General features: G+C 68.9%; 21 protein-coding genes and 5 pseudogenes. 19 read left to right on the top strand and 7 right to left on the bottom strand.

All coding sequences use genetic code 11. From position 1 onward, the window contains the following. Positions 1-3 precede the first annotated feature (3 nt). Complete coding sequence (locus ACFVXA_RS31370) at positions 4-1,314, bottom strand: ATP-grasp domain-containing protein (protein ID WP_362024846.1); 1,311 nt, start codon at positions 1,312-1,314, stop codon at positions 4-6. Between the two features lie 109 nt (positions 1,315-1,423). Here ACFVXA_RS31370 and ACFVXA_RS31365 point away from each other — a divergent pair. The 5 genes and pseudogenes from ACFVXA_RS31365 to ACFVXA_RS31345 all read left to right on the top strand — a co-directional run. After that, a pseudogene (locus ACFVXA_RS31365) lies at positions 1,424-2,435 on the top strand (iron-containing redox enzyme family protein). Positions 2,436-2,501: 66 nt separating this feature from the next. Next, positions 2,502-3,147: pseudogene (locus ACFVXA_RS31360) on the top strand (HemK2/MTQ2 family protein methyltransferase). Further along, positions 3,128-3,346 (top strand): CDGSH iron-sulfur domain-containing protein, encoded by a 219-nt coding sequence (locus ACFVXA_RS31355; protein ID WP_389935779.1) that lies wholly within the window; start codon positions 3,128-3,130, stop codon positions 3,344-3,346. Before ACFVXA_RS31360 ends, ACFVXA_RS31355 begins: the two are co-directional and overlap by 20 nt. Before the next feature lie 42 nt (positions 3,347-3,388). Then, positions 3,389-4,936 (top strand): CHAD domain-containing protein, encoded by a 1,548-nt coding sequence (locus ACFVXA_RS31350; protein WP_390027907.1) that lies wholly within the window; start codon positions 3,389-3,391, stop codon positions 4,934-4,936. Positions 4,937-5,071: 135 nt separating this feature from the next. Next, positions 5,072-5,310 (top strand): annotated as a pseudogene (locus ACFVXA_RS31345) (transposase); the annotation flags it as partial. Here ACFVXA_RS31345 and ACFVXA_RS31340 read toward each other — a convergent pair. Continuing rightward, a pseudogene (locus tag ACFVXA_RS31340) lies at positions 5,298-5,555 on the bottom strand (ATP-binding protein); the annotation flags it as partial. The pseudogenes ACFVXA_RS31345 and ACFVXA_RS31340 sit on opposite strands and share 13 nt — an antisense overlap. Positions 5,556-6,512: 957 nt before the next feature. Here ACFVXA_RS31340 and ACFVXA_RS31335 point away from each other — a divergent pair. Further along, positions 6,513-6,851: a MerR family transcriptional regulator gene (locus tag ACFVXA_RS31335; protein ID WP_383907090.1), complete on the top strand. Its 339-nt coding sequence runs from the start codon at positions 6,513-6,515 to the stop codon at positions 6,849-6,851. Positions 6,852-7,094: 243 nt separating this feature from the next. Further along, complete coding sequence (locus ACFVXA_RS31330; RefSeq protein WP_389935771.1) at positions 7,095-7,298, top strand: cold-shock protein; 204 nt, start codon at positions 7,095-7,097, stop codon at positions 7,296-7,298. 267 nt (positions 7,299-7,565) lie between these two features. Here the strand turns inward: ACFVXA_RS31330 and ACFVXA_RS31325 are convergent, their stop codons facing one another. The 3 genes and pseudogenes from ACFVXA_RS31325 to ACFVXA_RS31315 form a co-directional block, all read right to left on the bottom strand. Then, the gene (locus ACFVXA_RS31325) at positions 7,566-8,117 is read right to left on the bottom strand and encodes a hypothetical protein (RefSeq protein ID WP_383743468.1); all 552 of its coding nucleotides are present in this window, start codon (positions 8,115-8,117) and stop codon (positions 7,566-7,568) included. 334 nt (positions 8,118-8,451) lie between these two features. Continuing rightward, positions 8,452-9,188, bottom strand: a pseudogene (locus ACFVXA_RS31320) (SpoIIE family protein phosphatase). Positions 9,189-9,525: 337 nt separating this feature from the next. Continuing rightward, positions 9,526-11,211, bottom strand: a complete 1,686-nt coding sequence (locus ACFVXA_RS31315; protein ID WP_362024867.1) for a ribonuclease J — start codon at positions 11,209-11,211, stop codon at positions 9,526-9,528. A gap of 130 nt (positions 11,212-11,341) precedes the next feature. Here ACFVXA_RS31315 and ACFVXA_RS31310 point away from each other — a divergent pair, with 130 nt between their 5' ends. From ACFVXA_RS31310 to ACFVXA_RS31260, 11 genes are all read left to right on the top strand, one after another. Continuing rightward, positions 11,342-11,830 (top strand): GNAT family N-acetyltransferase, encoded by a 489-nt coding sequence (locus ACFVXA_RS31310; RefSeq protein ID WP_383743474.1) that lies wholly within the window; start codon positions 11,342-11,344, stop codon positions 11,828-11,830. A gap of 232 nt (positions 11,831-12,062) precedes the next feature. Further along, positions 12,063-12,317, top strand: coding sequence for a hypothetical protein (locus ACFVXA_RS31305; protein ID WP_390027904.1), 255 nt, complete (start codon positions 12,063-12,065; stop codon positions 12,315-12,317). 754 nt (positions 12,318-13,071) lie between these two features. Then, the gene (pcaC, locus tag ACFVXA_RS31300) at positions 13,072-14,373 is read left to right on the top strand and encodes a 4-carboxymuconolactone decarboxylase (RefSeq protein ID WP_389745983.1); all 1,302 of its coding nucleotides are present in this window, start codon (positions 13,072-13,074) and stop codon (positions 14,371-14,373) included. Between the two features lie 126 nt (positions 14,374-14,499). Next, positions 14,500-15,135, top strand: a complete 636-nt coding sequence (locus tag ACFVXA_RS31295; protein WP_383907125.1) for an MBL fold metallo-hydrolase — start codon at positions 14,500-14,502, stop codon at positions 15,133-15,135. Positions 15,136-15,473: 338 nt separating this feature from the next. Continuing rightward, the gene (locus ACFVXA_RS31290) at positions 15,474-16,253 is read left to right on the top strand and encodes an exodeoxyribonuclease III (RefSeq protein ID WP_390027901.1); all 780 of its coding nucleotides are present in this window, start codon (positions 15,474-15,476) and stop codon (positions 16,251-16,253) included. Between the two features lie 92 nt (positions 16,254-16,345). Next, positions 16,346-16,537, top strand: coding sequence for a hypothetical protein (locus tag ACFVXA_RS31285; protein WP_390027898.1), 192 nt, complete (start codon positions 16,346-16,348; stop codon positions 16,535-16,537). 326 nt (positions 16,538-16,863) lie between these two features. Further along, positions 16,864-17,304 (top strand): DUF6278 family protein, encoded by a 441-nt coding sequence (locus tag ACFVXA_RS31280; RefSeq protein WP_362024882.1) that lies wholly within the window; start codon positions 16,864-16,866, stop codon positions 17,302-17,304. Between the two features lie 195 nt (positions 17,305-17,499). After that, a complete protein-coding gene (locus tag ACFVXA_RS31275; protein ID WP_362024884.1) occupies positions 17,500-18,243 on the top strand; it encodes an amino acid ABC transporter ATP-binding protein in 744 nt (247 codons plus the stop codon). A 17-nt stretch (positions 18,244-18,260) separates the two neighbouring features. Then, entirely contained in the window at positions 18,261-19,184 is a 924-nt protein-coding gene (locus ACFVXA_RS31270) for a glutamate ABC transporter substrate-binding protein (protein WP_390027896.1), read from the top strand. 16 nt (positions 19,185-19,200) lie between these two features. Next, positions 19,201-19,845 (top strand): amino acid ABC transporter permease, encoded by a 645-nt coding sequence (locus tag ACFVXA_RS31265; protein ID WP_383907131.1) that lies wholly within the window; start codon positions 19,201-19,203, stop codon positions 19,843-19,845. After that, positions 19,842-20,732 (top strand): amino acid ABC transporter permease, encoded by an 891-nt coding sequence (locus tag ACFVXA_RS31260; protein WP_362024892.1) that lies wholly within the window; start codon positions 19,842-19,844, stop codon positions 20,730-20,732. Before ACFVXA_RS31265 ends, ACFVXA_RS31260 begins: the two co-directional genes overlap by 4 nt. Positions 20,733-20,780: 48 nt before the next feature. Here the strand turns inward: ACFVXA_RS31260 and ACFVXA_RS31255 are convergent, their stop codons facing one another. Next, the gene (locus tag ACFVXA_RS31255; protein WP_390027894.1) at positions 20,781-22,355 is read right to left on the bottom strand and encodes an alpha/beta fold hydrolase; all 1,575 of its coding nucleotides are present in this window, start codon (positions 22,353-22,355) and stop codon (positions 20,781-20,783) included. A 187-nt stretch (positions 22,356-22,542) separates the two neighbouring features. Then, positions 22,543-23,304, bottom strand: coding sequence for a hypothetical protein (locus ACFVXA_RS31250; RefSeq protein WP_390027891.1), 762 nt, complete (start codon positions 23,302-23,304; stop codon positions 22,543-22,545). A gap of 104 nt (positions 23,305-23,408) precedes the next feature. Between ACFVXA_RS31250 and ggt the strand changes: the two genes are divergently transcribed. Continuing rightward, the gene (ggt, locus tag ACFVXA_RS31245; RefSeq protein ID WP_390027889.1) at positions 23,409-25,208 is read left to right on the top strand and encodes a gamma-glutamyltransferase; all 1,800 of its coding nucleotides are present in this window, start codon (positions 23,409-23,411) and stop codon (positions 25,206-25,208) included. Positions 25,209-25,300: the final 92 nt, after the last annotated feature.

The following is a 25,300-nucleotide window of genomic DNA, read 5'->3' as shown; positions in this document are numbered from 1 at the left end:
CTCTCAGGCCGTACGGTCAGTCGTCGGGCCGGTCGGAGAGTCGAAGGCGAGTCGTAGTGCGGCGACGCAGCGGTCGTACTTCTCGCGCAGGTCGTGCTCGTCGGCACCGCCGGTGAAGATGTGCGCCACCTCGTAGCTGTAACTGTCCTGCTGGTCGACGTCGGACAGGCGTTGGCCATCATCGGGCACGATGTCGATCCGGACGCCCGGTATCTCCTTCTCGATACGGGCCAGTTCCTCGGGTGAGGGCACCTCACGGACGATCCCGTCGGCGAACCAGCGGTAGTACCACTTGGCGGCCAGGGCGTACGGCCCCTGCCGGACCGGCAGGGTCGGGTCCTCATCCAGAGCGAGGGCGAGCATGCAGTGGTGGTTGGGCACGCCGTCGACGTAGGCGAAGAGTTCAGCGTGTGCCTGCGAGTGGCGGGGGTTGATCTCCAGGATCGAGATGCCGTCGGTGGCCGGATCGTAGAAGAACTCGATGCTGAAGGTCGCCCGCCGCCAACCGATATGCCGCATCACCCGCTTCGACACCTCGCGCAGGCGCTCCTGCACCGGTTCCGGGAGGGCCGAGGGGTACTGGTGACGCAGGAAACTGGTGGAATCCGGGTAGTTGATCGAGTCGAGAACGCCGTACACGGTGATCTCGCCGTCGTGCTCGTACCCCTCGACCGCGACCTGAACACCGCACAGTGCCTCCTCGGCGAGGCAGACCCGGCCGCCGACCCCGGCCATCTCCTCCGGCAGGTCGAGCTGGTCGAGGATGTACTCGAAGGGGCGGCCGACACGGTGGATGCCCTGGCCGATGTGCTCCACGGCGGAGCGGAAATCCTCCATGTCCCTTACTCCGTAAGCGAGTTCGGAGGAGTACGACAGCGCCGGCTTGAGCCACATCGGGAACCGCACGCCCTCCGGCGGCCGCGGGTCGGCCGCGTCGAGATCCACCCGGCCGAAGCGTGGATGCTCGGTGACGACCTCCTGCTGCACGAGACGGCTCCAGTACTTGTGCTCGCACTTGACCACCGACTCCAGACTGGTGGCGCGCGTCCCGTACTCCTTTCCGAGCAGCGCGACGAGCGTGCTCACCGGGAAGTCCCAGTAGCCGACGATCGCGTCGACCGGTCCGTCGAAGCCGTCCAGCACACTCCGGGCCCGGTCGATCAGCGACGGCACGTCCACCTCGCCGTGCTGGAGTTCCTCGATGGTCAAAAGGGGGTGCAAGCGCAGCTCTTCGGCGTGCGGAACGGCCCGCAGGGTCCGCAGATTGGCCTCGTCGAGACCGACGACGAATACGTTGCGGGGGCGTGGGCTCACGGACGGCTCCCGGGGTAGAGGTATGGAACCGGCCGTGTACCCGCGAAACGATCAGGCATACGGCGAACGCCTCACGTGAGAGCTCCCGCATCACGGGTACCCGGCGTTCATGAACGTCACATCGCCGGCGCCGACCCTGCCGTCCCCTCGTGGCCGGATCTCCGCGGCGATGATCGGACATCTGCGGGGTGCGGGACCGCTTCCGGACGGAAGGGCGCTTTCCGCCGCTACCCCGCTCGGAGACGATCTCCAGCTCGCCCTGTACGTCTGCTACGAGCTGCACTACCGCGGATTCACCGACGTCGACGCCGGTCGTGAAGGGGACCCCGACCTGCTCAGGGTCCGAGCGGCCCTGGAACAGCCGTTCCTCAAGACCCTCCGTGACGAGGCGAGCGCACACGAACACGCCGACGAGGCAGTGGACGAACTCTTCGTCGAACCCGTCGACAGCAGCGGCGTCAGCCACTTCCTGCGGGACGGTCAGCCACTTCCTGCGGGACGAGGGAGAACTGTGGCAGGTGCGTGAGTCCGCCGCTCAGCGCTCGCTCTACCACCTCAAGGAGGCCGACCCGCACGCGTGGGTGCTGCCCCGGCTGTGGGGCCGGGCGAAGGCGGGCATGGCGGCCGTGGAGTTCGACGAGTTCGGCGGCGGCCGCGCGGATCGCGTGCACGCTCGCCTGTTCGTCGACCTCATGGCCGACCTCGACCTGAACACGACGCACGGGCACTGGCTCGACGCGACCGGCGCCGAGGCCCTCGCCACCGTGAACCTGATGTCCCTCTTCGGCCTGCACTGCGCCCTGCGAGGAGCCCTCGTGGGACATTTCGCCACCGTCGAGATCACCTCGTCGCCGGGTTCGCGGCGCCTGGCCCAAGCCATGCGGCGGACCGGTGCCGGGCCGGCCGCCGAGCACTCCTACGACGAGCACGTCGAGGCCGACGCCGTGCACGAGCAGGTCGTCCGCCGGGAGGTCGTAGCGGGTCTGCTCGAAGAGGAGCCGCACCTCGACGGCGACGTCGCCTTCGGCGTGGATGCCACCACGTATCTCGAAGACCGCCTCGCCGAACGCCTGCTCGGTGCCTGGCGGGCGGGGGAGTCATCACTGCGCATGCCTGTATGACCGGCTCTCCGACCACGAACAGGTTCTCCCACGTCCACGGGAACCGGAAATGAAGCCCCATGGCCAATGTCACTCTGGCCCGGCGTCTACACCCCGCAGGACGACACCGACCTGCTCGTCCGACTCCTCCACGACGAACGCCTTCCTCCGCACGCCGAGGTCCTCGACGTGGGCACGGGAACAGGAGTCGTCGGCTGGCCGCGGCCCGGCTCGGCGCCCGCGTCACGGCGATCGACATCTCCTGGCGAGCGGCTCTCAACGCCAAGGTCAACGCGCTGCCGGCGCGTCTCCCGATCCGGGTCAGACGCGGCGATCTGCTGGCTCCCGTGACGGGCCGCTCCTTCGACCTCGTGCTCTCCAACCCGCCGTACGTTCCGGCCCCCGCCGCCGCGTGCCCCCGCCGGGGTGCGGAACGGGCCTGGGACGCAGGACACGACGGCCGTCTCGTACTGGACCGGATCTGCCAGGACGCCCCCGGTCTCCTGAAGCTCGGCGGAGTGCTGCTCTTGGTCCAGTCCGAGCTGAGCTACCCGGAGGAGTCGCTGCGGCGGCTGCGGGCGGCGGGCCTGCGCGCCGACATCGTGGAACACCGCAGCGTCGCCTTCGGTCCGTCCTGCGCTCCCGCAGCGGCTGGCTGCACGACCGCGGCCTGATCGAGGCCGACGCCGAGAAGGAAGAGCTGGTGATCATTCGTGCCGTACGACTCGGATGAACGGCGCTGCCGCATCGTGGCCCGGCGCGCGGGGCCCCTCCTGGTCGAGGGCCCGGTGGACGTCACGCTGGAGGACGGCACCACCGTGTCGTCCGACAGGTTCTGCGTCGCCCTGTGCACCTGCCGACGCAGCCGCACCTACCCGTGGTGCGACACCAGTCACCGCCATTCCGAGCCGCCCGTTCGGCACAGATCCTGATCGGCTGGGTTTGTTCGCGGCTCAGACGTGTACGCGCAGTAGATGACCGAGCCGAAGCAGGAAACAGAACGGAAGTACGACGCCCCGTCCGCCGACGACACGACATGGCTGCCCGACCTCACCGGCGTTGCCGGGATCGTGTCGGTCGTGGACCAGGGCACCCAGGAACTGGACGCGGTGTACTACGACACCGACGACTTGCGGCTGGCAAGCGCCTCGGCCACGCTCCGGCGAAGGACGGGCGGGGCCGACGCGGGCTGGCATCTCAAACTGCCGCTGTCCGGGGACAGCCGGGAGGAGGTGCAGGCCCCGTTGTCCGACACGGTTCCGGACGCACTGCGCGACCTGGCCCTTTCCCGCAGCCGAGGTGCGGAACTGCGGCCGGTCGTGCGCATCCGCTCCACTCGCGGAGTACGCCAACTCGTAGGTTCCGGCGGCACGACCCTCGCCGAGCTGAGCATCGACGCGGTCTGTGCCGAGTCCCTGCGCGGTACCGGAACACGGGCCACCTGGACCGAGATGGAGGTCGAACTCGCTTCCGACACCGACCCGGACCTCCTGGACGTGGTGGACAAGACACTCGGCAAGAGCGGTATCGACCGTGCGCACTCCCCGTCCAAGCTGGCCAGGGCCCTGACGGAGACGGAGGCGGGAGCACCCCGGCTGCCGGGCGAACGCGCGGCCGAGACCGTGGCCGTCGTATCCGGCTCCGCCGGCGAGGAGGTCCTGCGCCATGTGGAAGGCCAGATCCGCGCCCTCGTGAAGCTGGACCCCGCGGTACGGCGTCACCTGCCCGGCTCGGTGCACAGGATGCGCGTCGCCTGTCGCCGGCTGCGTAGCGTGCTGCGTTCGTACCGGTCGGTCGTGGACAGGGAGGCCGCCGATCCGGTCCGCGAGGAATTGAAGTGGCTGGGCAACGAACTGGCCGTGGAACGGGATCAGGAGGTTCTTCTGGAGCGCCTGAAATCGAGGATCGAGGCGCTGCCCCCGGAGCTGGTCTTCGGCCCGGTCTCCGCACGGCTCCAGGTATGGGACGTCACCAGCAGCACCGAGGCCCACCTGCGCACGCTCGACGCCCTGAACTCACGCCGCTATCTGGCCCTTCTGAACTCCCTCGCCACGCTCACACAACGGCCCCCACTGCGCGCCAAGGCGACTCGGAAGCCGCCGCACGTCATGACCAAGGCCATCCTCAAGGAGTACGGCCGACTCGCCGACCGCGTGGCGCACGCGCTGGAACTCCCGCCGGGAACGGAACGCGACGCGGCCCTCCACGAGGCCCGCAAGGCGGCCAAGAGGACGCGGTACGCCACGGAGCCGGCACGCGACTCGATCGGCAAACCGGCCAAGCGCCTCGGCAAGCGGGTCAAGGCCGTCCAGAAGGTGCTGGGCGATCATCAGGACAGCGTCGTGGCTCGGGATACCCTGCGAGAGCTGGCCCTGGCGGCACATGCGGCCGGTGAGACCGGTTTCGTCTGGGGCCTGCTGTACGGACAGGAGCAGGCCGCAGCCGATACGCGCGACCGGGAGCTCCCGGCGGTGTGGGCGGACGCCTCGCGGAACGGGCTGCGCCAGGCGATCACCCGATGAGAACAGGTGGCTCCTCGCGCATGGCTCAGTGCAGGGCGATCAGCGCCACGGCCAGCGCCGCGCACACCAGGCCGAGGGTCTGACGACGGTTCAGGCGCTCCCCCACGAGCAGCAGGGCGAGGACACGTGGTGGGGATCGGTCCGGGCACGGCCGTCACTTTGCTGATCACGGTGGGGGACAACCCGGAGCGGCTGACAGCGAGGCGTCCTTCGCGGCACTGTGCGGGGTCAGTCCCGTCGAGCGCTCATCGGGACGGCGGAACTACCGGCGCCTCAACCGCGGCGGTGACCGGCAGGCCAACGCCGCGCAGCATCGCCTCGTGTTCACCCGCCTGCGGGTCGACCCGCGTACCCGCGGGGGGGCCCGGCGGGTGACCGCCGTGGCGTTGGCGAGGTCGGTGACCCTGGGCCAGCCGAAGCCCCCGGTACCGCCGTTCAGGTCAGGGGTGCGCATGCGCGGCACATGCCGGCTGGGATCGTGAACGGTGACCTGGATGGTGTCGGGGTGCGCAGCCGGTTCCAGTGTGCAGCGGCCCCCACCGTGGCGCAGGGCATTGGTGACGAGCTCGGAGACGACCAGGACCACAGTGTCCGCCGCGTCAGGAGCCACGGTCGGCTGCGGCGCTGGCAATCATCGTGATCATCAGGGTCACCCTGATCTCTGAATCGTCCATGCCTCCTGCCCTGGGTACCCGACCCCTGTGCCCCGCCCTCCACCTGCCAACGGTGGTGGGTCACTGTGAGCGCCGGCCAGAGCCTCGCGGCTGCTTGAACCGTCCATGGGGACCGGCCGAAGCAGGCTGGTCGAGGCGAAGTATCTCATCTTCCAGCGCGCGGAAATCTGTACTCGCTGGAGTAGACATTGGCCTGCGATGTGGTTAAGGTTTCTGTCGTAGCCGAGATCAAGAGAGGCCCGGCAGAGATGAACTGCCGGGCAGCAGTACCCAGTTGCAGTTGGCATGACGGTGCGGTGGTGGAGTTCCGAAGCCAGAGTGGTCGCAGGACGGCGACGGGACTGACGACCGGACCGGGTGGCCCGCAGTGATCAGGGGCCGCCATGAGCAGCACCGCAGTGTCAGTAAGTGAAGGTTCGCAGTACCCAGCAGTGAAGTCAGTGGCAGTACCTCGGTGAAGGCGCCGGCTGCGGGCGCGCGCATCGGGAGGTTCGGCAGTGGGGTTCTAAGCCAGGGCAGACGCAGGATGGGCGACGGGGCTGGCTGCCGAAGAGTGGCGCTGTTCGAGGCCATCAGCAGTTCGCAGTACCAGCAGTTCGCAGTACCAGTAGTACGCAGTTCCCGTTAGTGAGTAGTTGATCAAGAGGGAAGAACGGAGGAGCCGAGCGCCATCAGGATCGCCCGGGCGGAAGTCTTGGACCCGGGTACCGCAGGACATCGATAGTGAGGTGGTCTCCGGTCAAGCAACCGCGATCCCCGCGCCCCCGACAGCATCTCGGTCGGGTCTGCGGAAACAGAGGGCCGGTGCAGTATCAGGGCCGGCAGATGGTGTAGCAGTTCCTTCGGGGCCCTGGCGGCAGTACGGCGCCAGGGCCCCTCCACGCGTTCCACAGAGAGGTGCAATGACAGCAGACGACACGTTCGGCCGTCTCGATGACGACGACTACCCCGCCTACACCATGGGCCGGGCCGCCGAGATGCTCGGCACCACACAGGGCTTCCTGCGCGCCATCGGCGAAGCCCGCCTCATCACCCCGCTGCGCTCCGCGGGCGGACACCGCCGCTACTCCCGCTATCAGCTGCGCATCGCCGCCCGTGCCCGGGAACTCGTCGACCACGGCACCCCCATCGAGGCCGCCTGCCGCATCATCATCCTCGAAGACCAGCTCGAGGAAGCCCAGCGCCTCAACGCCCAGTACCGCCGCGCCACCGAGTCGGCGGACCCGACCGCAGCAGCGTGAGATGAGCGTGCCCGTCCGCGTCGGCGGGTACCGCACGCATGGTCTGCCGTGTGGTGTGATCGTTTCCTGTGGTGACGCGGCGTGTGGGCGTGTAGCGTCTGCGTCAGCTGTCGTGGTTCGGAATTCCCTCTTGCCCACGCCTTCGGTGTGGGCGTTTTGCTGTGCTGTGCCGCAGGGACCAGGGCGATCATCTCTGCCTTCCACATGGAGTGGTAGGCGTTCATCGACTGGAAGGCATCAGACATGGCAACGGGAACTGTGAAGTGGTTCAACGCGGAGAAGGGTTTCGGTTTCATCGCCCAGGACGGTGGCGGCCCGGATGTCTTCGCGCACTACTCCGCGATCAACTCCACGGGATTTCGTGAGCTCCAGGAGGGCCAGGCCGTGGCGTTCGACGTCACCCAGGGCCAGAAGGGTCCGCAGGCCGAGAACATCACCCCGGCCTGACCTCACAGACCCGCCCGAGGGATCGCGCACACTGCGTCCGGTGAGCGCCGCCCGTGTGGGCTTTGCCGCCCTACCGGGCGAAGCGCCTGCTCTCGTGCAGGGCGTGCACAGGATCAGGGGCCGCGCAGCCATGGCTGCGCGGCCCCTGATCTGTTGAGACGGGTGTGACCTCGGCCGAACTTCCTGACCTCAGTTGCTTCGAGCGTCGTCCGGTGCGGGCGCCGCATGCCCTGTGCCTCTGTGCGCGCAGTTTGGAGCAGTAGACGGTCAGGTGCTCGTCCAGGCGGCGAGGAAGGCTTGCCGTCCATCCGGATCGTCCCATCTGCGGTCCGCATGCAGAACGCGCCAGGCGGTGAGCTCGAGATCTCGGAGCCACAACTCGCCGATGACCTGTGTCTTGAGGTCGGGCAAATGGTCGGACTCGGCGAGGGCTTGACCGATCACCTCTCCGGCCGCCACGCGCTGGGGCGGAGTCATCTCATCGATGGCCGAGAGGATCTGCCTGGCCAGGGCGGTTCCCTCTCCTTCCAGAGAACGCAGCACCTGAGCCTTCATGTTGACGGGTAGCAGGTACGCGGTGTTCGACGACCTCCACAGGTCCGACCAGAAGCGTTCGCCTGCCTCGGTGGGGGCAGGCAGCGCGGCCAGCAGCCCGAGGAGATGGCCGGTGGCCGCGTAACCATCGGAGTGGGCGGCTGCGACGACTGCGATGCCCTCCACATCGAGCCGGCCGGCCTCGAGATGCGGAGCCAGGTCCAGTTGGTGTTCCAACTGGTCTGCGAGGGCGGTGGATACGTGGGGGCGGACCTCAGGAAGCATCGGCGATCCTTGCTCGTAGGCGAGCGGAGATGCCGTTCGGAAGCCCTGATCTTTCCCATGGCCGGCCGTTTTACTCGGCTTCGGCAGGCCCGATCGGCGGGAGGGTCAACGGGACTGGAGTTCACGCGGTGGAGAGTCGGCCGGGCCCGGCGACGTGCTCCAACTTCCCCCACCGCTCCGAGGATTGGTGGCGAAGGGGTTGTTCCACCTGCTCGTCACCGGTGTGGTGGTCCTGACCGCTGTCTTCGTCCCTGTCAGGCCGCGCCTGGGCCGCCTCCGGAGGCGCCTGCCCCGGTGAAGGGCCCGCAGCAGCGGGGACCGGAGAAGGCCCGAGTCATCGTCCGGGAACGCTCTGCCTCGTCCGCGACGGGGCGGACGCGTCGGTGAGGTCGGCACCGGTGTCGGCGTCACGCCGGGAGTGGCCGACGCCCTGCCAGTCCAGGCACATGACCGTCGCGTCGTCCTGCAGGTGACCGTCGTTGGCGTCGACGATCGCCGCGATGAGGGTGCGGGCGGCCTCGCGGGGATGCAGCGCGCGGGTGCGCACGATCCGGTCGGACAGATCGAGGCTGCCTGCGTTGCGCTCCAGCATGCCGTCGGTCAGCATCACCAGCCGGTCGCCCGGCCGCAGGTCCAGCGACTGGACCCGGTAGCTGTGAGGGGCAGGGAAGCCGAACGGCATATATGCGCGGTCTCGCCGATCTCCCGCATCGCCTCCGCGTCCGGCGCCGCGGGCAGGAACAGTTCGAGGAGCCCGATGGCGTCCCCGCGGTTGGTCACCGGGGCGACGATCCGCACCAGCGTGCCCTCGCCCTTGTCCTCCATGCTCGGGCGCTGGGTGCGGATCACGTCGTCGTACAGGGTGCCGCGCAGCGTGATGCGCCGGGCGGGTTCATCGGTGTCGACGCTGCCCGCCGCCCCCAGCCGTACGACCGAGCCGCCGGTGAAGTCGGTGATCAGGAACGACACCGAATTCGCCCCGAGGTGATCCTTGAGCATGCGCGCGACTACGTCGAGCGACTCCACGGGCGCCGCGGTCTCCGCCGCCGCCAGCGTCCCCGCCAAGGTCATCGCCCCGTCCCGGCGGTGCCCGTTCTGCGGAGTAGGACTGGTCGGCACACCGTCTCCAGGCTCGCATACGGTCACCGATACTCCTTGTCGCTCACTGGTACTCAGAGTATCGGTCCCGGCGGCGCGGCCAAGCGCCCGTTCCTTCTCGCTGGCTGCTTGCTTGTTCTGGTCGATGAGGTGGTGCTTCACGGCGTCGGCGAACGTGGTCGCCTCGGTCGTGCCCGGTGGTCTTGTCGCTGGTATCGGCGTACAGGTGGGTGGCTGCTGACTCCCGTGCCCGGCCGCGATGCCGGCAAGACTGCGACCGGAACCGCGGGCCGTGCTGCCGGGCCGTGGCTCATGCGTCGATGATGACGGGGATGATGAGCGGCTTGCGGCGGTGGGTGCGGAAGGCCCAGTTCGCCACGGCGCGGGCGACGAGCTGTTCGAGCTGGTGCGCGTCCCCGACGCCTTCCTCGGCCGCGGTGGCCAGGGTCTTCTCGATGACGGGAATGACGGGCTCGAAGGTGGCGTCGTCGTGGACGAAGCCCCGGGCCAGGAAGTCGGGGGCCTCGGCGAGGGCGCCGGTGTCCGCGTCGACGATCGCCACCACCGTGACGACGCCTTCCTCTGCGAGGGTGAGGCGGTCCTTGAGGGACGCTTCGGTGGCGCCGCCCACTTCCATCCCGTCCACGTAGACGTTGCCGGCGGGCACCTTGCCGGTGATGGACGCACGCCCGTCGACGAGGTCGACGACGACGCCGTCCTCGGCGATCACGACCCGCTCGGGGTCGACACCGGTACGGATGGCGAGGTCGCCGTTGGCCCGCAGGTGGCGCCATTCGCCATGCACGGGCATGACGTTGCGGGGTTTGACGATGTTGTAGCAGTAGACGAGTTCGCCCGCGCTGGCGTGACCGGAGACGTGCACCTTGGCATTGCCCTTGTGCACCACGTGGGCGCCCCACCGGGTCAGGCCGTTGATCACCCGGTAGATGGCGTTCTCGTTGCCGGGGATGAGGGAGCTGGCGAGCAGGACGGTGTCGCCCTTGCCGATGCGGATCATGTGGTCGCGGTTGGCCATCCGTGACAGCGCGGCCATCGGTTCGCCCTGGGATCCGGTGCACACCAGAGTGATCTTGTGGTCCGGGAGCTTCTCCAGCTCCTTCGTGCTCACCACCAGACCGGAGGGGACCTTCAGATAGCCCAGGTCACGGGCGATGCCCATGTTGCGGACCATCGACCGGCCGACGAACGCGACCTTGCGGCCGTGCTGGTGGGCGGCGTCCAGGACCTGCTGGATGCGGTGCACATGGCTGGCGAAGCTGGAGACGATGACCCGGCGCGGCGCGGTGCGCATCACCTGCTCGATCGCCGGGTTCAGCTCACGCTCGGACGTGGTGAAGCCGGGCACTTCGGCGTTGGTGGAGTCGGTGAGGAACAGGTCCACACCCTCCTCGCCCAGGCGGGCGAAGGCACGCAGATCGGTGATGCGATCGTCGAGAGGGAACTGGTCCATCTTGAAGTCGCCGGTGTGCAGCACCAGTCCGGCGCCGGTGCGGATCGCGACCGCGAGGCTGTCCGGGATGGAGTGGTTGACCGCCACGAACTCGAGGTCGAAGGGCCCGAAGCGGCGCCGGTCGCTCTCCCGCACCCGCACCGTGCGCGGCCGGATGCCGTGTTCCTTGAGTTTGGCCTCCAGGAACGCCAGCGTCAGCTTGGAGCCGACGACGGGAATGTCGGACCGCTCGCGCAGCAGGTACGGCACGCCGCCGATGTGGTCCTCGTGGCCATGGGTGAGGACGATCCCCACGACGTCGTCCAGCCGGTCCCGGATCGAGGTGAAGTCCGGCAGGATCACGTCCACGCCGGGCTGGTTCTCCTCGGGGAACAGCACGCCGCAGTCGACGATGAGCAGCTTGCCCGCGTGCTCGAAGACGGTCATGTTGCGGCCGATCTCACCCAGGCCGCCCAGGGCGATGACCCGCAGCCCTCCTTCAGGCAGGGGTGGGGCGGCTTTCAGTTCGGGGTGTGGATGACTCATACCTTGACGGTACCCGTGCTGCGGGACGGCATGATCCATTGCCTGTGTGATCTCTCTGTGGCAGCGGGTGAGACGGCGAGGCCCCACCGAGGAACATCCTGAGGGGAGATCGGTGCGACATACTTTCCCGATGAGTTCACGCAGGTCCCCGATCAGCCGGCCGATCACGATACGGAGGGCCGTCGCGCAGGATGCCAAACGGCTCACGCGGCTCGTGCGCGGCTCAGGCGCCTACGAGGGTAAGTACGCAGCCGCAGTCGAGGGCTACCGGGTCGGTCCTGATTACATCGAGGCCCACCGCGCCTTCGTAGCCATCGGCGCCGACGAGAATGGAGGCCGGATCCTCGGGTTCTACTCGCTCGTCCTCGCTCCACCGGAGCTCGACCTGCTGTTCGTCGCTGACGATGCGCAGGGACGGGGTATCGGACGGCTGCTCGTCGAGCACATGCAGGCCGAGGCCCGTGCCGCCGGGCTCGACCGTGTCAAGGTCGTGTCGCATCTTCCCGCCGAGGACTTCTACCACCGCGTCGGTGCGGTGCGGACCGGGACCGCGCTCGCCTACCCGCCCGCCGTGCCGTGGGACCGTCCCGAATTCGAGTTTCGCGTTTCTTCGGAATGACGCGGTGTGCCGGTTCGCAGGGCACCCGGCTTCGCCTGCATGGTGGCCGGTGTGCAGAGCCGCTGGATGCCGCATGTTCCGTGTGCCCTCGCCTCTGCCCTGGCGCGGGGAACGCCTGCGCCAGCCGTTGGGGGAGGTGGAGTATGGCCTATCCGGGGGACGAGCGAAGCGGCAGCCCGGGGACGGTGTCAGCGCCCTGTGCAAGGCTGTCAGGCCCACGGTTAGGGGGCGGATGAACGAGCCGATCAGCGAAGAAGCCGTTGAGACGATCCGCAGAATGGCCATGTCCCGAATGCGTGGTGGTGCGATCGGGAAATTTGGCGTCGGGGTGAAGAGCGTACTGGTTGTTGTCGACGATGCCGTCGTGCCCTCAGAGAGCAGGACGACTGATGCTTTCGGCTTGGAGAAAACGAGGGCTGCGGGAACAGCCATAGACGGACAGCAGCTCTGCGTAGCGCAGGACCGGGTCTGCCATACGGCGCAGTAGAGCAGCAGTCATTCGGCATCGTGAGAGCGCGTCGGCAGCCGATTCCTCGACCGGTAGCGCGAAGTGTCCCTCCGCCGCATCCCAGTCGTTGTCGAACTCACCGTGGCGCAGGCGCGCACACTCCCAGCGGCTGCGCTCCAACTGCGCAATTGATGCCATCTCTTGCGGCCGCTCGTCGAGGTGAGTGCTATCTCGTAGGGCCCTGCCCGCTCCAGAGGCGGAGTGGCCGGAGCAGGTGAACCGATGGCGCTGACTGCCAGAATGACCGTACCGGGGTCGTCGAGGACATCTTGTGCCCAACGGATCGCCTCACGGCGCACGGCTTGGGCTTCGTCGGCGTTAGGGCGCGTCGAGAACGGCACGGCCGTGTCTGCGCGGTAGACAGGCGACGACGGGTACACGGTCTCGTCCCATCCCGGCGTCGTGCGCCCGGTGCCCGTGAGCACCCCGGGGACGGCAACCAGTTGTGGGGGCCCGAGCACGTAGGCGTCAGGACGGAACAGGTTCGACGCGCGCAGCCCTGCAGCCTTGAGCTCGCCGGCCGACTTCAGCTCTTTCGGCAACCGCGGGTACCGTTCAAGCAGCCTCCGGAAGACGTCGTTCGGCTGCCTCAGGGCCGTCGACGTAGACGGGTGCGCCGAACCCGGCGGGAGTGGCACCGCACACCACGTGCTGATCACCCGCCGGACTGAACGGGACGGCATCGAACTCTACGAACATAGGGGCAGGCGTGACAGATGAGAGGGTCAGGCGGGTGAGTGAGACACCAGCGAACACCCTGCAATACCGCTTTGACGGGCCAGAAGACGCTCCGGTCCTGATCTTGGGTCCCTCACTGGGTACCACATGGCACATGTGGGACAGGCAGGTTCCGGAGCTCGCGAAGAACTGGCGGGTGTTCCGGTTCGACCTGCCGGGACACGGCGGAGCACCCGCGTATCCGGCGGGTTCGGTCACCGAACTCGCCGGGCGGCTGCTCTCCACGCTCGACGCGCTCGGCGTGCAGCGATTCGGGTACGCGGGCTGCGCGCTCGGGGGTGCCGTCGGGATCGAGCTGGCGCTGCGCCACCCGGAGCGCCTCGCCTCGCTCGCGCTGATCGCCGCCTCACCGCGGTTCGGAACAGCCGACGAGTTCCGGCAGCGCGGGGTGATCGTGCGCACCAACGGGCTGGACCCCGTGGCGCGGACCTCGCCCGAGCGCTGGTTCACTGGGGGCTTCGCCGCCGCCCAGCCCGCGATCACCGAGTGGGCCGTGCAGATGGTGCGCACCACCGATCCCGGCTGCTACATCGCGGCCTGCGAGGCGCTGGCCGCCTTCGACGTACGGGCCGAGCTGGGCCGGATCGGCGTCCCGACGCTCGTCCTCGTCGGCTCCGACGACCAGGTCACCGGGCCCGCCGAGGCCCGCACCCTGGTCGCCGGGATACCGGATGCCCGGCTCGCGGTCGTGCCCGGTGCCTCGCACCTGGTTCCGGTGGAGCAGCCGGCCGCCGTCACGGACCTGCTCGTACGCCACTTCTCCACCGCCTGGCAGCCCGCCTTCGACTCGACCACCGGCCAGATGGCGATCCCCGCGGCTCCGGTGAAGCCGGTGCTGGCCGCGCCGCCGCCGGTGGCGCCCGTCGCCGAGATCGCCCCGGCCGCCGCGCAGCCGCAGGTCATGGGGACGGGGCGGCCCGATCCGTACGACGCCGGGATCAAGGTGCGTCGCGAGGTGCTGGGGGACGCGCACGTCGACCGGGCACTGGCCACGGCGGACGAGTTCTCCGGCGACTTCCAGGAGTTCATCACCCGGTACGCGTGGGGCGAGATCTGGGACCGGCCCGGGCTCGACCGGCGCTCGCGCAGCTGTGTCACGCTCACCGCGCTGGTCGCGGGCGGTCACCTCGACGAGCTCGCCTTCCACACCCGCGCGGCCCTCCGCAACGGCCTCACGCCGGTGGAGATCAAGGAAGTGCTCCTCCAGGCGGCGGTCTACTGCGGCGTACCGGCCGCGAACAGCGCCTTCAAGGTGGCCCAGCAGGTCATCCGCGAGGAGACCACGCCCCAGGAATGAGTGCAGGGGCATGTCCTTGCCCGAGGAGTGGGCAGGAGTGGGGCCAGGGCCGTCTCCATGTGGCAGGAGTGAGCCCTGAGCCACCTGTGAATGCGCACCGGGCCGGCGCAGGGGCAGGATGGAACCATGAAGCTCACGAAGAAGTCGCATGCCTGCGTCCGTCTCGAGAAGCTCGGCCGGACCCTTGTCATCGATCCCGGCGGTTTCAGCGAGGAGGACGCCGCCCTCGGCGCGGACGCGATCCTGGTCACGCACGAGCACCCGGACCACTTCGACGAGGAGCGACTGCGGGCGGGCATGGAGTCCAACCGGGGCGCCGAGATCTGGACCCTGAAGTCCGTCGCGGACAAGATCTCCGCCGCCTTTCCGGGCCGCGTGCACACCGTCGGCCACGGCGACACGTTCACCGCCGCGGGCTTCGACGTCCAGGTGCACGGTGAACTGCACGCCGTGATCCACCCGGACATCCCGCGCATCACCAACGTCGGCTACCTCGTCGACGGCGGCCGCGTCTTCCACCCCGGCGACGCCCTCACCGTCCCCGACCTGCCGGTCCAGACGCTGATGCTCCCGGTCATGGCTCCCTGGAACAAGATCGCCGAGGTCATCGAGTACGTCCGCGAGGTCAAACCGCAACGCGCGTACGACATCCACGACGCCCTGCTCACCGACCTCGCCCGGCCGATCTACGACAACCAGATCGGCGCGCTGGGCGGCTCCGCGCACCTGCGGCTCGCGCCGGGGGCGTCGGCGGACATCTGAGCGTCAGCGATCGAGCAACGTCGGGCCGACATGGGTCTCGGCGTCGGGCCGGCATGGGTCTCGGCGTCGGGCCGGCACGGGTTCCAGTGTCGGGTCTGGACCGGCTTCCGCCTCGGCCGCGCACCGGCTTCCGCCTCGGCCGCGCACGGGCTTGAGCCTCAGCCGCGCACCGGCTTCAGCTTCGGCCGCGCACCGGCTTTCGCCTCGGCCCCGCACCGGCTTCAGCCTGGGGCGGACCGCGCAGGAGCTGCGCTCCGCGCTGGACCTTGCCGGTCGAAATCCGGGTGCGAACGCGACCGCCGGAGCCGTTGTCGTACCCGCCTTGTAGGTTGTGAGCCATGCGCATTGCCACCTGGAACGTGAACTCGATCACCGCCCGCCTCCCGAGGCTGCTGGCCTGGCTGGAGAGCAGCGGCACGGATGTGCTGTGCCTCCAGGAGGCCAAGATCGCCGCCGAGCAGTTCCCGTCCGACCAACTGCGCGAGATGGGCTACGAGGCGGCCGTGCACGCGACGGGGCGGTGGAACGGCGTCGCGGTGATCTCCCGAGTCGGCCTCGAAGACGTGGTCAAGGGCCTGCCCGGAGACCCTGGCTACGAGGGCGTCGAGGAACCCCGCGCCATCTCCGCGACCTGCGGCCCGGTCCGCGTCTGGTCGGTGTATGTGCCGAACGGACGCGAGGTGGACCACCCCCACTACGCCTACAAGCTCCAGTGGTTCGAGGCCCTCAAGGCCGCGATCGCGGGCGACACGGCGGGCAGCCGGCCGTTCGCGGTGATGGGGGACTACAACGTGGCGCCGACGGACGCCGACGTCTGGGACATCTCCCTCTTCGACGGCGCGACGCATGTCACCCCGGCCGAGCGCGCCGCCCTCGCCACCCTGCGCGAGGCGGGCCTCTCGGACGTGGTCCCGCGGCCCCTCAAGTACGAGCACCCCTTCACCTACTGGGACTACCGCCAGCTCGGCTTCCCCAAGAACCGCGGGATGCGCATCGACCTCGTCTATGGGAACCAGGCGTTCTCGAAGGCGGTCAAGGACGCGTACGTGGATCGCGAGGAGCGCAAGGGCAAGGGCGCGTCGGACCACGCGCCGGTCGTGGTGGACCTGGACGTCTAGGGACGCCCAGGGATGTCCAGGGGCTGTCCGGCATGATCCGCCGGGCAGGCCCTCGGGGACCGGCGAGTTCGCCGATCCCCGAGCCGTGACCGGTGACGTCACGCAGTCGGCGGCGCCGCCCCAGCGACTGCCGGATGATCGCGCTCGACCGGACCGAGGCCGCAGCCGCCGCCCGGCGAGCCGAGATCCGCGAAGAACTCGGCGTCCGTCGTGCGGTAGTCCCCACTCCTGTTCCGGGACACCTCGCTGCCGCCGACCGCCTCGCCACATCCGGCGAGGCGTAGCCGCTCACGACGCGGCCCCGCTACTGGTCCCGAAGCGCTACCGCTGGTGGCCAGCCAGGCGCTGCCGCTGATGGTGAGGCGCCGTCGCGGGTGGTGCAGTGCTGCCGCTGGCGGCGTGGCGCCGTCGCGGGTGGTGGAGTGGCGCCGCTGATGGTGGCGCCGTCGGGTGGTGCAGTGCTGCCGCTGGCGGCGTGGCGCCGTCGCGGGTGGCCAGGTGCTGCCGCTGAGGTGCCGAAGTGCTGGCGCCGGCGAAGTGCTGCCGCCACCGGTGGTGAAGCATCGCGCGCCTGTGGTGCGACCGACGGGGTGGGTGACACGCTGGGCGTATGAACATCCCTTTCCTGGGCAACTGGCGCAAGAAGCGCGGCCTCGCCTTCGGCGTCGCGGTGTTCTCCGACGGTGACAGTGACCCCGAGGGCGTCGCCGAACTGCTCTCCGAGTGCGAACTGCTCCGCTCCCAGGCGCAGGACGCCGGGGTCGAACTCGACGACTCCGCCGCCTCGTTGGAGGCGCTGGACCAGCTGCTCCCGCGCTGGCGCGACGACGAGGAGAGCCTGCCCTGGCTGGGCAACGACGCCGGTCTCTACCTCGGCACGGTGATCGTGCGGACGGTTCCCGGCGCGGTGTGGGAGGTCTGGCCCAATGGGCACCCCGTGGTGCGGCTGACCTCCGGGCGGGAGATCGACGTGGTCGAGAGCGGTCACACGTGGGCGTCCAGCGGCGCACCCGAACTCTCACAGCTCTACGCGGAGGTCGCCGAGGGGTAGGGGGCGGACCCCCGGCGCAACCCCCGGCGCAACTCCGGGTCCATCACCGTGGCGCGGGTGGTCGGCAGGCCCCGCGAAACCCTTTCCGTCGTAAATACGGCTAATGCCCGAAAAGTGCGTGTCGAGTATTAAGTCCGTTCTTGGCTGGATAGTTTGCGGCAACTGCGACACAGCTGAGAGTGGGTAGGGCAGGGCATGGCTGTCGATCCTTTGATCGAGCTGCATGACGTGAACAAGCACTTCGGGGAGCTGCATGTCCTCCAGGGAATCAACCTCACCGTCGGCAAGGGGGAGGTGGTCGTGGTCATCGGCCCGTCGGGGTCGGGCAAGTCAACCCTGTGCAGGGCGATCAACCGCCTGGAGACGATCGAGTCCGGGACGATCAAGCTCGACGGGCGGCCGCTCGCGGAAGAGGGCAAGGCCCTCGCCCAGCTCCGCGCCGAGGTCGGGATGGTCTTCCAGTCCTTCAACCTCTTCGCGCACAAGACGGTCCTGCAGAACGTCTCACTCGCCCAGATCAAGGTGCGCGGCCGTAAGAAGGAGGAGGCCGACAAGCGCTCGCGTGAGCTCCTGGACCGTGTGGGCCTCGCCTCCCAGGCATCGAAGTACCCAGCTCAGCTCTCCGGCGGCCAGCAGCAGCGCGTGGCCATCGCCCGCGCCCTGGCCATGGACCCCAAGGCGCTGCTGTTCGACGAGCCGACCTCGGCGCTCGACCCCGAGATGATCAACGAGGTCCTGGAGGTCATGCGGCAACTCGCCCGCGACGGCATGACCATGGTCGTCGTCACCCACGAGATGGGCTTCGCGCGCTCCGCCGCCAACCGCGTCGTCTTCATGGCCGACGGCCGCATCGTCGAGGACCGCACCCCCGAGGAGTTCTTCACCAACCCGCGCAGCGACCGCGCCAAGGACTTCCTCTCCAAGATCCTCAAGCACTGACCGGGGGAGCGCACCGCATGATCCGTACGACACGTGTGTGCCGTGCCCTCGCGGGGTTCACGGCACTGATCGCCACCGCCGCGGTCGCCGGCTGTGGCAAGGAGGGCAGCCCGCCCGTCAAGGGCCCCGCCGCCGACAAACTGCCCGACTACCAAGTCGCGCAAGGCTTTCAGCTGCCGGACTCGCCCACCTGGACGCGGGCCAAGAAGCGCGGCTACTTCATCGTCGGCGCCAAGGAGGACCAGCCGTACCTGGGCGAGAAGGACCCGGCGACCGGCACCTACTCCGGCTTCGACATCGAGATCGCCAAGATGATGTCGGCCTCGCTGGGATTCGCCCCGAAGACGATCCACTTCAGGACGATCGCCTCCGCGAACCGCGAAACCGCCCTGCAGAACGGCCAGATCGACTACTACGTCGGCACCTACACCATCAACGACCTGCGCAAGAAGCTGGTCGGCTTCGCGGGCCCCTACTACCTGGCCGGTCAGTCGCTGCTCGTACGCAAGGACGAGAACGACATCCACGGCCCGCAGGACCTCGCCGGCAAACGCGTCTGCTCGGCGGCCGGTTCGACCCCGTACCAGCGCATCAAGACCGACTACCCGAGGGCGACACTCGTCGCGTACGACACGTACTCGGTCTGCGTCGACAACCTGCTCACCTACCAGGTCGACGCCGTCACCACCGACGACGCGATCCTGATCGGCTACGCGGCGAAGGTGCCCGACGAACTCAAGGTCGTCGGGCAGCCGTTCTCCAAGGAGCCGTACGGCATCGGCATACCACGGAAGGACAACGCGCTGCGGTTCGCGCTCGACGACGCACTGGAGGCCCGCGAGAAGAACGGCGACTGGAAGAAGGCGTACGAGGCGACGCTCGGCCTGTCCGGTGTGCCCGCGCCCATCCCGCCCCCGATCGACCGCTACCCGGCGAGCTGAAGGGACGAGCGGCCGCATGAACGTTCTGACAGACAACTTCTCCACCTTCGCCGAAGGATTTCTCGGAACCGTCGAACTCACCGTCTACGCATCGGCGTTGGCGCTCGCGCTCGGCTTCGTGATGGCCTCCTTCCGGGTCGCCCCGGTCGGCTCCCTGCGGGCCTTCGGCACGGCGTGGGTGACGGTGCTGCGCAACACCCCGCTCACCCTGCTGTTCTTCGCGGTGCTGCTCGGCCTGCCACGCTTCGGACTCGTCCTGCCCTTCAAGGTGTTCGCGGTCCTCGCGCTCGGCTGCTACACCTCGGCGTTCATCTGCGAGGCGCTGCGCTCCGGCATCAACACCGTGCCCAAGGGGCAGGGCGAGGCGGCCCGCACCCTCGGGATGACGTTCAACCAGACGCTGACCCTGGTCGTCCTGCCGCAGGCCTTCCGTTCGGTGATCCCGCCGGTCGGCTCCACGCTCATCGCCCTCGCCAAGAACTCGGCGATCGCGGGGGCGTTCAGCGTCACCGAGCTGCTCGGCACCTACAAGACGCTCAGCGAGCTCGGCTACAACATCGTGTGGACCTTCTTCTGGATCGCCGTCGGCTACCTGATCATCACCCTCGCCATCAGCGGGATCTTCAACGTCCTCGAAAAGCGCTGGGGAGTACCCAGATGACAGCCCACACCGTCGAGTCCACCGCCCTTTACGACGTCCCCGGCCCCAAGACCCGTCGGCGGCACCGCATGTACGGGGCCGTGTCCACCGCGCTGATCCTCGCCCTGATCGGCTGGATCCTCTATCTCCTGTTCGACACCGGCCAGTTCACGGCCACGAAGTGGACGCCCTTCGAGTACCAGGGGATCCAGGAGCTGCTGCTGCGGGGTCTGGGCAACACGCTCAAGGCCTTCGCGCTGGCCGCGGTGCTCTCGCTGGCACTCGGCACCGTGCTGGCGACGGGACGGCTCTCCGACCACGCTCCGGTGCGCTGGCTCTCCGCGCTGGTCGTCGAGTTCTTCCGCGCCATGCCCGTGCTGGTGATGATCTTCTTCATCTTCGTGGCGCTGAAGGTGCAGCCGCTGCCCGCGCTGGTCGCGGGGCTGACCCTCTACAACGGCTCGGTGCTCGCCGAGGTCTTCCGCTCCGGCGTCAACTCCGTCGACCGCGGCCAGCGGGAGGCCGCGTTCGCGCTCGGCATGCGCAAGACCCAGGTCATGTCCTACGTCCTGGTGCCACAGGCCGTGCGGGCCATGCTGCCCGCCATCATCAGCCAGTTGGTGGTGGCCCTGAAGGACACCTCGCTCGGCTATCTCATCACCTACGAGGAGTTCCTCCATGCCGGGAAGCTCATCGCGTCGAACCTCGACTACGATTTGCCGTTCATCCCCGTGGTGATGGTGATCTCGCCGATCTACATCGGGATGTGCATGCTGCTCTCCTGGTTCGCCCAGTGGGTGTCCCGGTGGGAGCAGCGCAGTCCCAAGACCGAGGCCGTGGACGTGGCACCGGCCGAACCAGGGACGCTGCTGCCGGGTGGGGGTCCCCCCACAGCCCCGAGACTGTAGGGGGAGCAGCAGCTCACAGGGCCAGGCCCGGCCGGCGGCAGCCGGAGATCACTGCTCGCGCAGGGGCACCGACACATATGAGGGGTCGTGCTCCGGCGAGGAGAAGGTCAGCTGCGCGCCGGACGGGTTGTGCTCGATGTAGAGCGGGTCGACCGTGTCGACGACCAGGGCGAGTCGATGCCCTGCCGGGACGTCGTAGGCCGTGGAGTACAGCTCCAGGTCGAGACCGAACGGCTTTCCGGGCGTCTGCCCGTGGAAGGTGTACGGCGCGTTGCTGACCAGCTTGCCGAGGCCGAGCGGGCCCACGTCGTAGAGATAGGCGACGAGGGTGCCGCTCTCCTTGGTTCCGGTCACCGTGGTGTGCAAGGTGACGGTGCCGCGCACGCGTTGGACGCTGGCGTACCTCTCCGACTGCCACACGGCCGCCCAGTAGCGCGGCAGCAGCGGGATCGACGCGACCGGCGGCAGCTGGGCGAGCTGGTCGAGGATGCTGGACAGGAAGATGACCCCGCCGTCGGCGCCGGAGTCCACGTTCGTGTGGATCGAGGTGGTGCCCGCGAGGGCGATCTTCTTCCTGGTCGGACCGACCGACTTCCAGTCCGGATAGCCCTCGTAGCCGCCCGTGGAGCGGGACTTGAGCTGGACCGGCTGCTCGCGGTCGATGCCGTTGTCCGCGCCCTTGAGGTAGTGGTCGAACCAGCGGCCGGTGTCCGTCCACACGTCGTTGGGAAGCCCGAACAGACCGGTCACCTCGGCGGTGGCGTGGTCGCCGGGGCGGAACTCGAGCCTCTTCGGCCCGGTCAACTGCTCGTAGAACTTGGCGTACTGGTTGGGAGCGAAGACCGTGTCGCCCCAGCCGTTGGCCAGCATGATGGCCGCGCCGTTGGAGTTGATCTGGTCGATGTACGTCTGGGGAGAACGTTTCTTCCCCCAGGCGATGAGCTCGGGCTCCTTGTCCAGGTTCGAGGCGAAGAAGTCCTTGAACACCTGCTGGAGTTCGGCGCTGGGCCGGCCGGTGAGGGTGCCGGCGCCGTCCAGCAGGGCGGCCGCCTGGGCGTGCTGGGTGCGGCCCGAGTAGATCGAGTCGATGAGGTCGGCCCAGCCGCTGAGGGCGGCGACCGCCTTGATCCGCTTGTCGTGCGCGGCGGCGAGCAGGCTGATGCCGGCGCCGTACGAGACACCCGCGATGCCGACCTTCCGGGCGTCGGACGGGGTGTTCGCCAGAGCCCAGTCGATCACCTTGGACGCGTCCGCCACGTCGGGCGGACCCGCCACTTCTATCTCACCGCCGGACTGCCAGAACCCGCGGACGTTGTAACTGACCACGACATAGCCGGAGTCGGCGAGTTTCTGGGCCTGTGCCAGGTATTCGACCTGGGGCAGGCCCCAGCTCGTCGGCAGCACGAGGAGCGGGTAGCTGCGGCTGTCGTCGGCGTTCGCGGGGGTGACGACGTTGGCCTTGAGGATCGTGCCGCCGTCTCCGGAGATGTCCACGAAGCGGATGCCCGCCGCGCCGGTGGCGGCCTGGGCGGCGGGGGCCAGGCCGAGGCCGGCGGTGGCGATCAGCGTCGCCGAGACGGCACCGACGGCGGACGTACGCAGGGCGTTGCGACCGTGTCCCACGGGTCACTCCTCACTCGTGTCAGCGCAAAGTGACCCGACGGTAACCTCGGCCTCTTACTGGAAGTAACCCGTCGGTAAGTTACGTGCGGGTAACGATTGACGGCGTGTTGATTTCGTGAGTGCGCGGACAGTGGCTGGCCTGCCATGACCTGCTGAAGTGCTCATTCCGTGCGCACGTTGACGGGCGTCACGAGTTCGCGCGGTGGGAGGTGCGCGGGGGTGCGGGCGTGGGCAGCGGGGTGTGGGCGGCCCGGGTGACGTCCGCGACGAGTTCGACGACATCGGGGCCGTACGCCTGGGAATTCACCACCTTCAGGAGCAGGGCGAAGGAGTTGCCGCCGTGCTTGCGCGCGAGACGTTCGTGGTTGCGGGCGAGATAGCGGGTCGCGGCCTGGTTGGTGATCGCGCGCTGGCCGCAGAAGAGGAAGACGGGTCGCGTGCCGCGGTCCTGGCCCGCGACGAGGCGGGCGAGGATCACGTACTCGCCCTTGCCCGAATCCAGTCGGTAGCGCTCGCTGCCGACCTGGAAGGCGCCGCGGTCCGGACCCGGCTCGGCATCGGTGTTGACGCGTATGCCCGGCAGGAGGGACTGGAGGTGAGCCGCCATACGGCGGTTCGACGACGGGCCGCCCACACAGAACTCGGTGCGCTCCCCGAACCCCTGCTGCGCCGCGTCGTGCGCGATAACCTGGGCGTGCGCGCCGCAGTCCTTGATCAGTGCGGAGAGTTCAAGGAGTGCGAACACATCGTGACGCATGACGGTGAGCTCCGGGCCGCCCGCCTCGCGGTTCACCACGAGGAGCGATTCGGAGTTGTCCGGCAGCCCGAAGAAGGCCTGCTTGCGGCGGAGCTTGCGCTTCCACAGATAGGTACGGGCAAGCCAGCCGAGCGCGGCGCTGATGCCGGCCGCCACCACGCCGAGGACGATGTTGCGCACGTCGTCATTCATGGGCGCGCATGCTAGCGGGAATACGGAACAGCGTTCGAGGGGGTCCTGACGCGGGCAGGGCAGTGAAGTTACGCTGCGCGGACGGCTGTTGACTGGAGGTACGGATGCGTCGCCCCCTTGCGCGGAATCTGGCGGTTGTGGCGGTTTCGGCCGCGGTGGTGTCGGTCGGAGCGGCGGCGCCACCGTCTTCCACCGATGCCTCGGTGGAGAAGGTTCCCGTCGCCGTCGGGTACGGCGGTGCCGTGGCGAGCGTCGACGCGGACGCCTCCGCGGCCGGGATCGAGGTCCTGAAGAAGGGCGGCAACGCCGTGGACGCGGCCGTCGCCACAGCCGCGGCCCTCGGCGTCACCGAGCCCTACTCGTCCGGTGTCGGCGGCGGCGGTTACTTCGTCTACTACGACGCCAGGTCCCGTACGGTGCACACGATCGACGGACGCGAGACGGCGCCGCTGACCGCGGACTCCGGGCTGTTCCTGGAGAAGGGCAAGCCGCTCGCCTTCGCGGACGCGGTCACCAGCGGGCTGGGCGTCGGGACTCCCGGTACCCCCGCCACCTGGCAGACGGCTCTGGACGAGTGGGGCAGCAAGGGGCTGGGCAGTGTGCTGAAGCCCGCCGAGCGCCTCGCCCGCGACGGCTTCACGGTCGACTCGACCTTCCGCTCGCAGACCGAGTCCAACCAGGCCCGCTTCAAGTACTTCCCGGACACCTCGAAGCTGTTCCTTCCGGGTGGCGCGCTGCCGGTGGTCGGCTCGACCTTCAAGAACCCCGATCTGGCGCGGACGTACGAGCAGTTGGGCAAGGAGGGGGTCGACGCGGTCTACGACGGCGACCTGGGTCAGGACATCGTCGACACGGTGAACAAGCCGCCGGTGGACCCGGCCTCGGGCTACAACGCCCGCCCAGGCAAGCTGTCCCTGGACGACCTCGGGGAGTACGAGGCGAAGCTGCAGGCGCCGACGAAGACGTCGTACCGCGGGCTGAAGGTCTACTCGATCGCGCCCTCCTCCTCCGGCGGCACCACGGTCGGCGAGGCGCTCAACATCCTTGAGAAAACGGACCTTTCGAAGGCGAGCGAGGCGCAGTACCTGCACCGCTACATCGAGGCGAGCCGGATCGCGTTCGCGGACCGGGGGCGCTGGGTGGGCGACCCCGCCTCCGAGAACGTTCCCACCAAGGGGCTGCTGTCGCAGAAGTTCGCGGACTCGCGGGAGTGCCTGATCAAGGACGACGCGGTGCTGACGAGCCCGCTGGCGCCGGGTGACCCGAGCAAGCCGGCCGCCTGCTCCACCGCGGGGAAGGCCGCCCCGACGACGTACGAGGGCGAGAACACCACGCACCTGACGGTGGCCGACAAGTGGGGCAACGTCGTCGCCTACACGCTGACCATCGAGCAGACCGGCGGCAGCGGCATAACGGTCCCGGGCCGTGGCTTCCTGCTCAACAACGAGCTGACGGACTTCTCCTTCACCCCCGCCAGCTCCGACGTCCACGACCCGAACCTGCCCGGCCCCGGCAAGCGGCCGCGCTCGTCCATCTCCCCGACGATCGTCCTCGACCGTGACAACCGGCCCGTGGTGGCGCTCGGTTCGCCGGGCGGCGCGACCATCATCACCACGGTGCTGCAGACACTGACCGAGTTCCTTGACCGCGGACTGCCCCTGGTCGACGCCATCGCCGCCCCTCGCGCCAGCCAGCGCAACCAGACCACCACCGAACTCGAACCGTCGCTGTGGACCAGCCCCCTGAAAACCCAGCTGGAGTCCCTCGGCCACGCCTTCCGCCAGAACCCCGAGATCGGCGCGGCGACCGGCGTCCAACGCCTCCCGAACGGCAAATGGCTCGCGGCCGCGGAGAAGGTCCGCCGCGGGGGCGGCTCGGCGATGGTGGTACGTCCGGCGTCGTAGCGCACGGATGGTGGGGCGGCCCACCCGGGAGCCCCCCTGGGGCGTCCGGGGGGCTCTGCGGGCCGGTGCGCTCTCCGGGGCCGGGGGGGTCT

It is taken from the genome of Streptomyces sp. NPDC058246 (genome assembly GCF_042881985.1).
Classification (GTDB): domain Bacteria; phylum Actinomycetota; class Actinomycetes; order Streptomycetales; family Streptomycetaceae; genus Streptomyces.
This window is presented reverse-complemented; position numbering and strand designations above follow the sequence as displayed.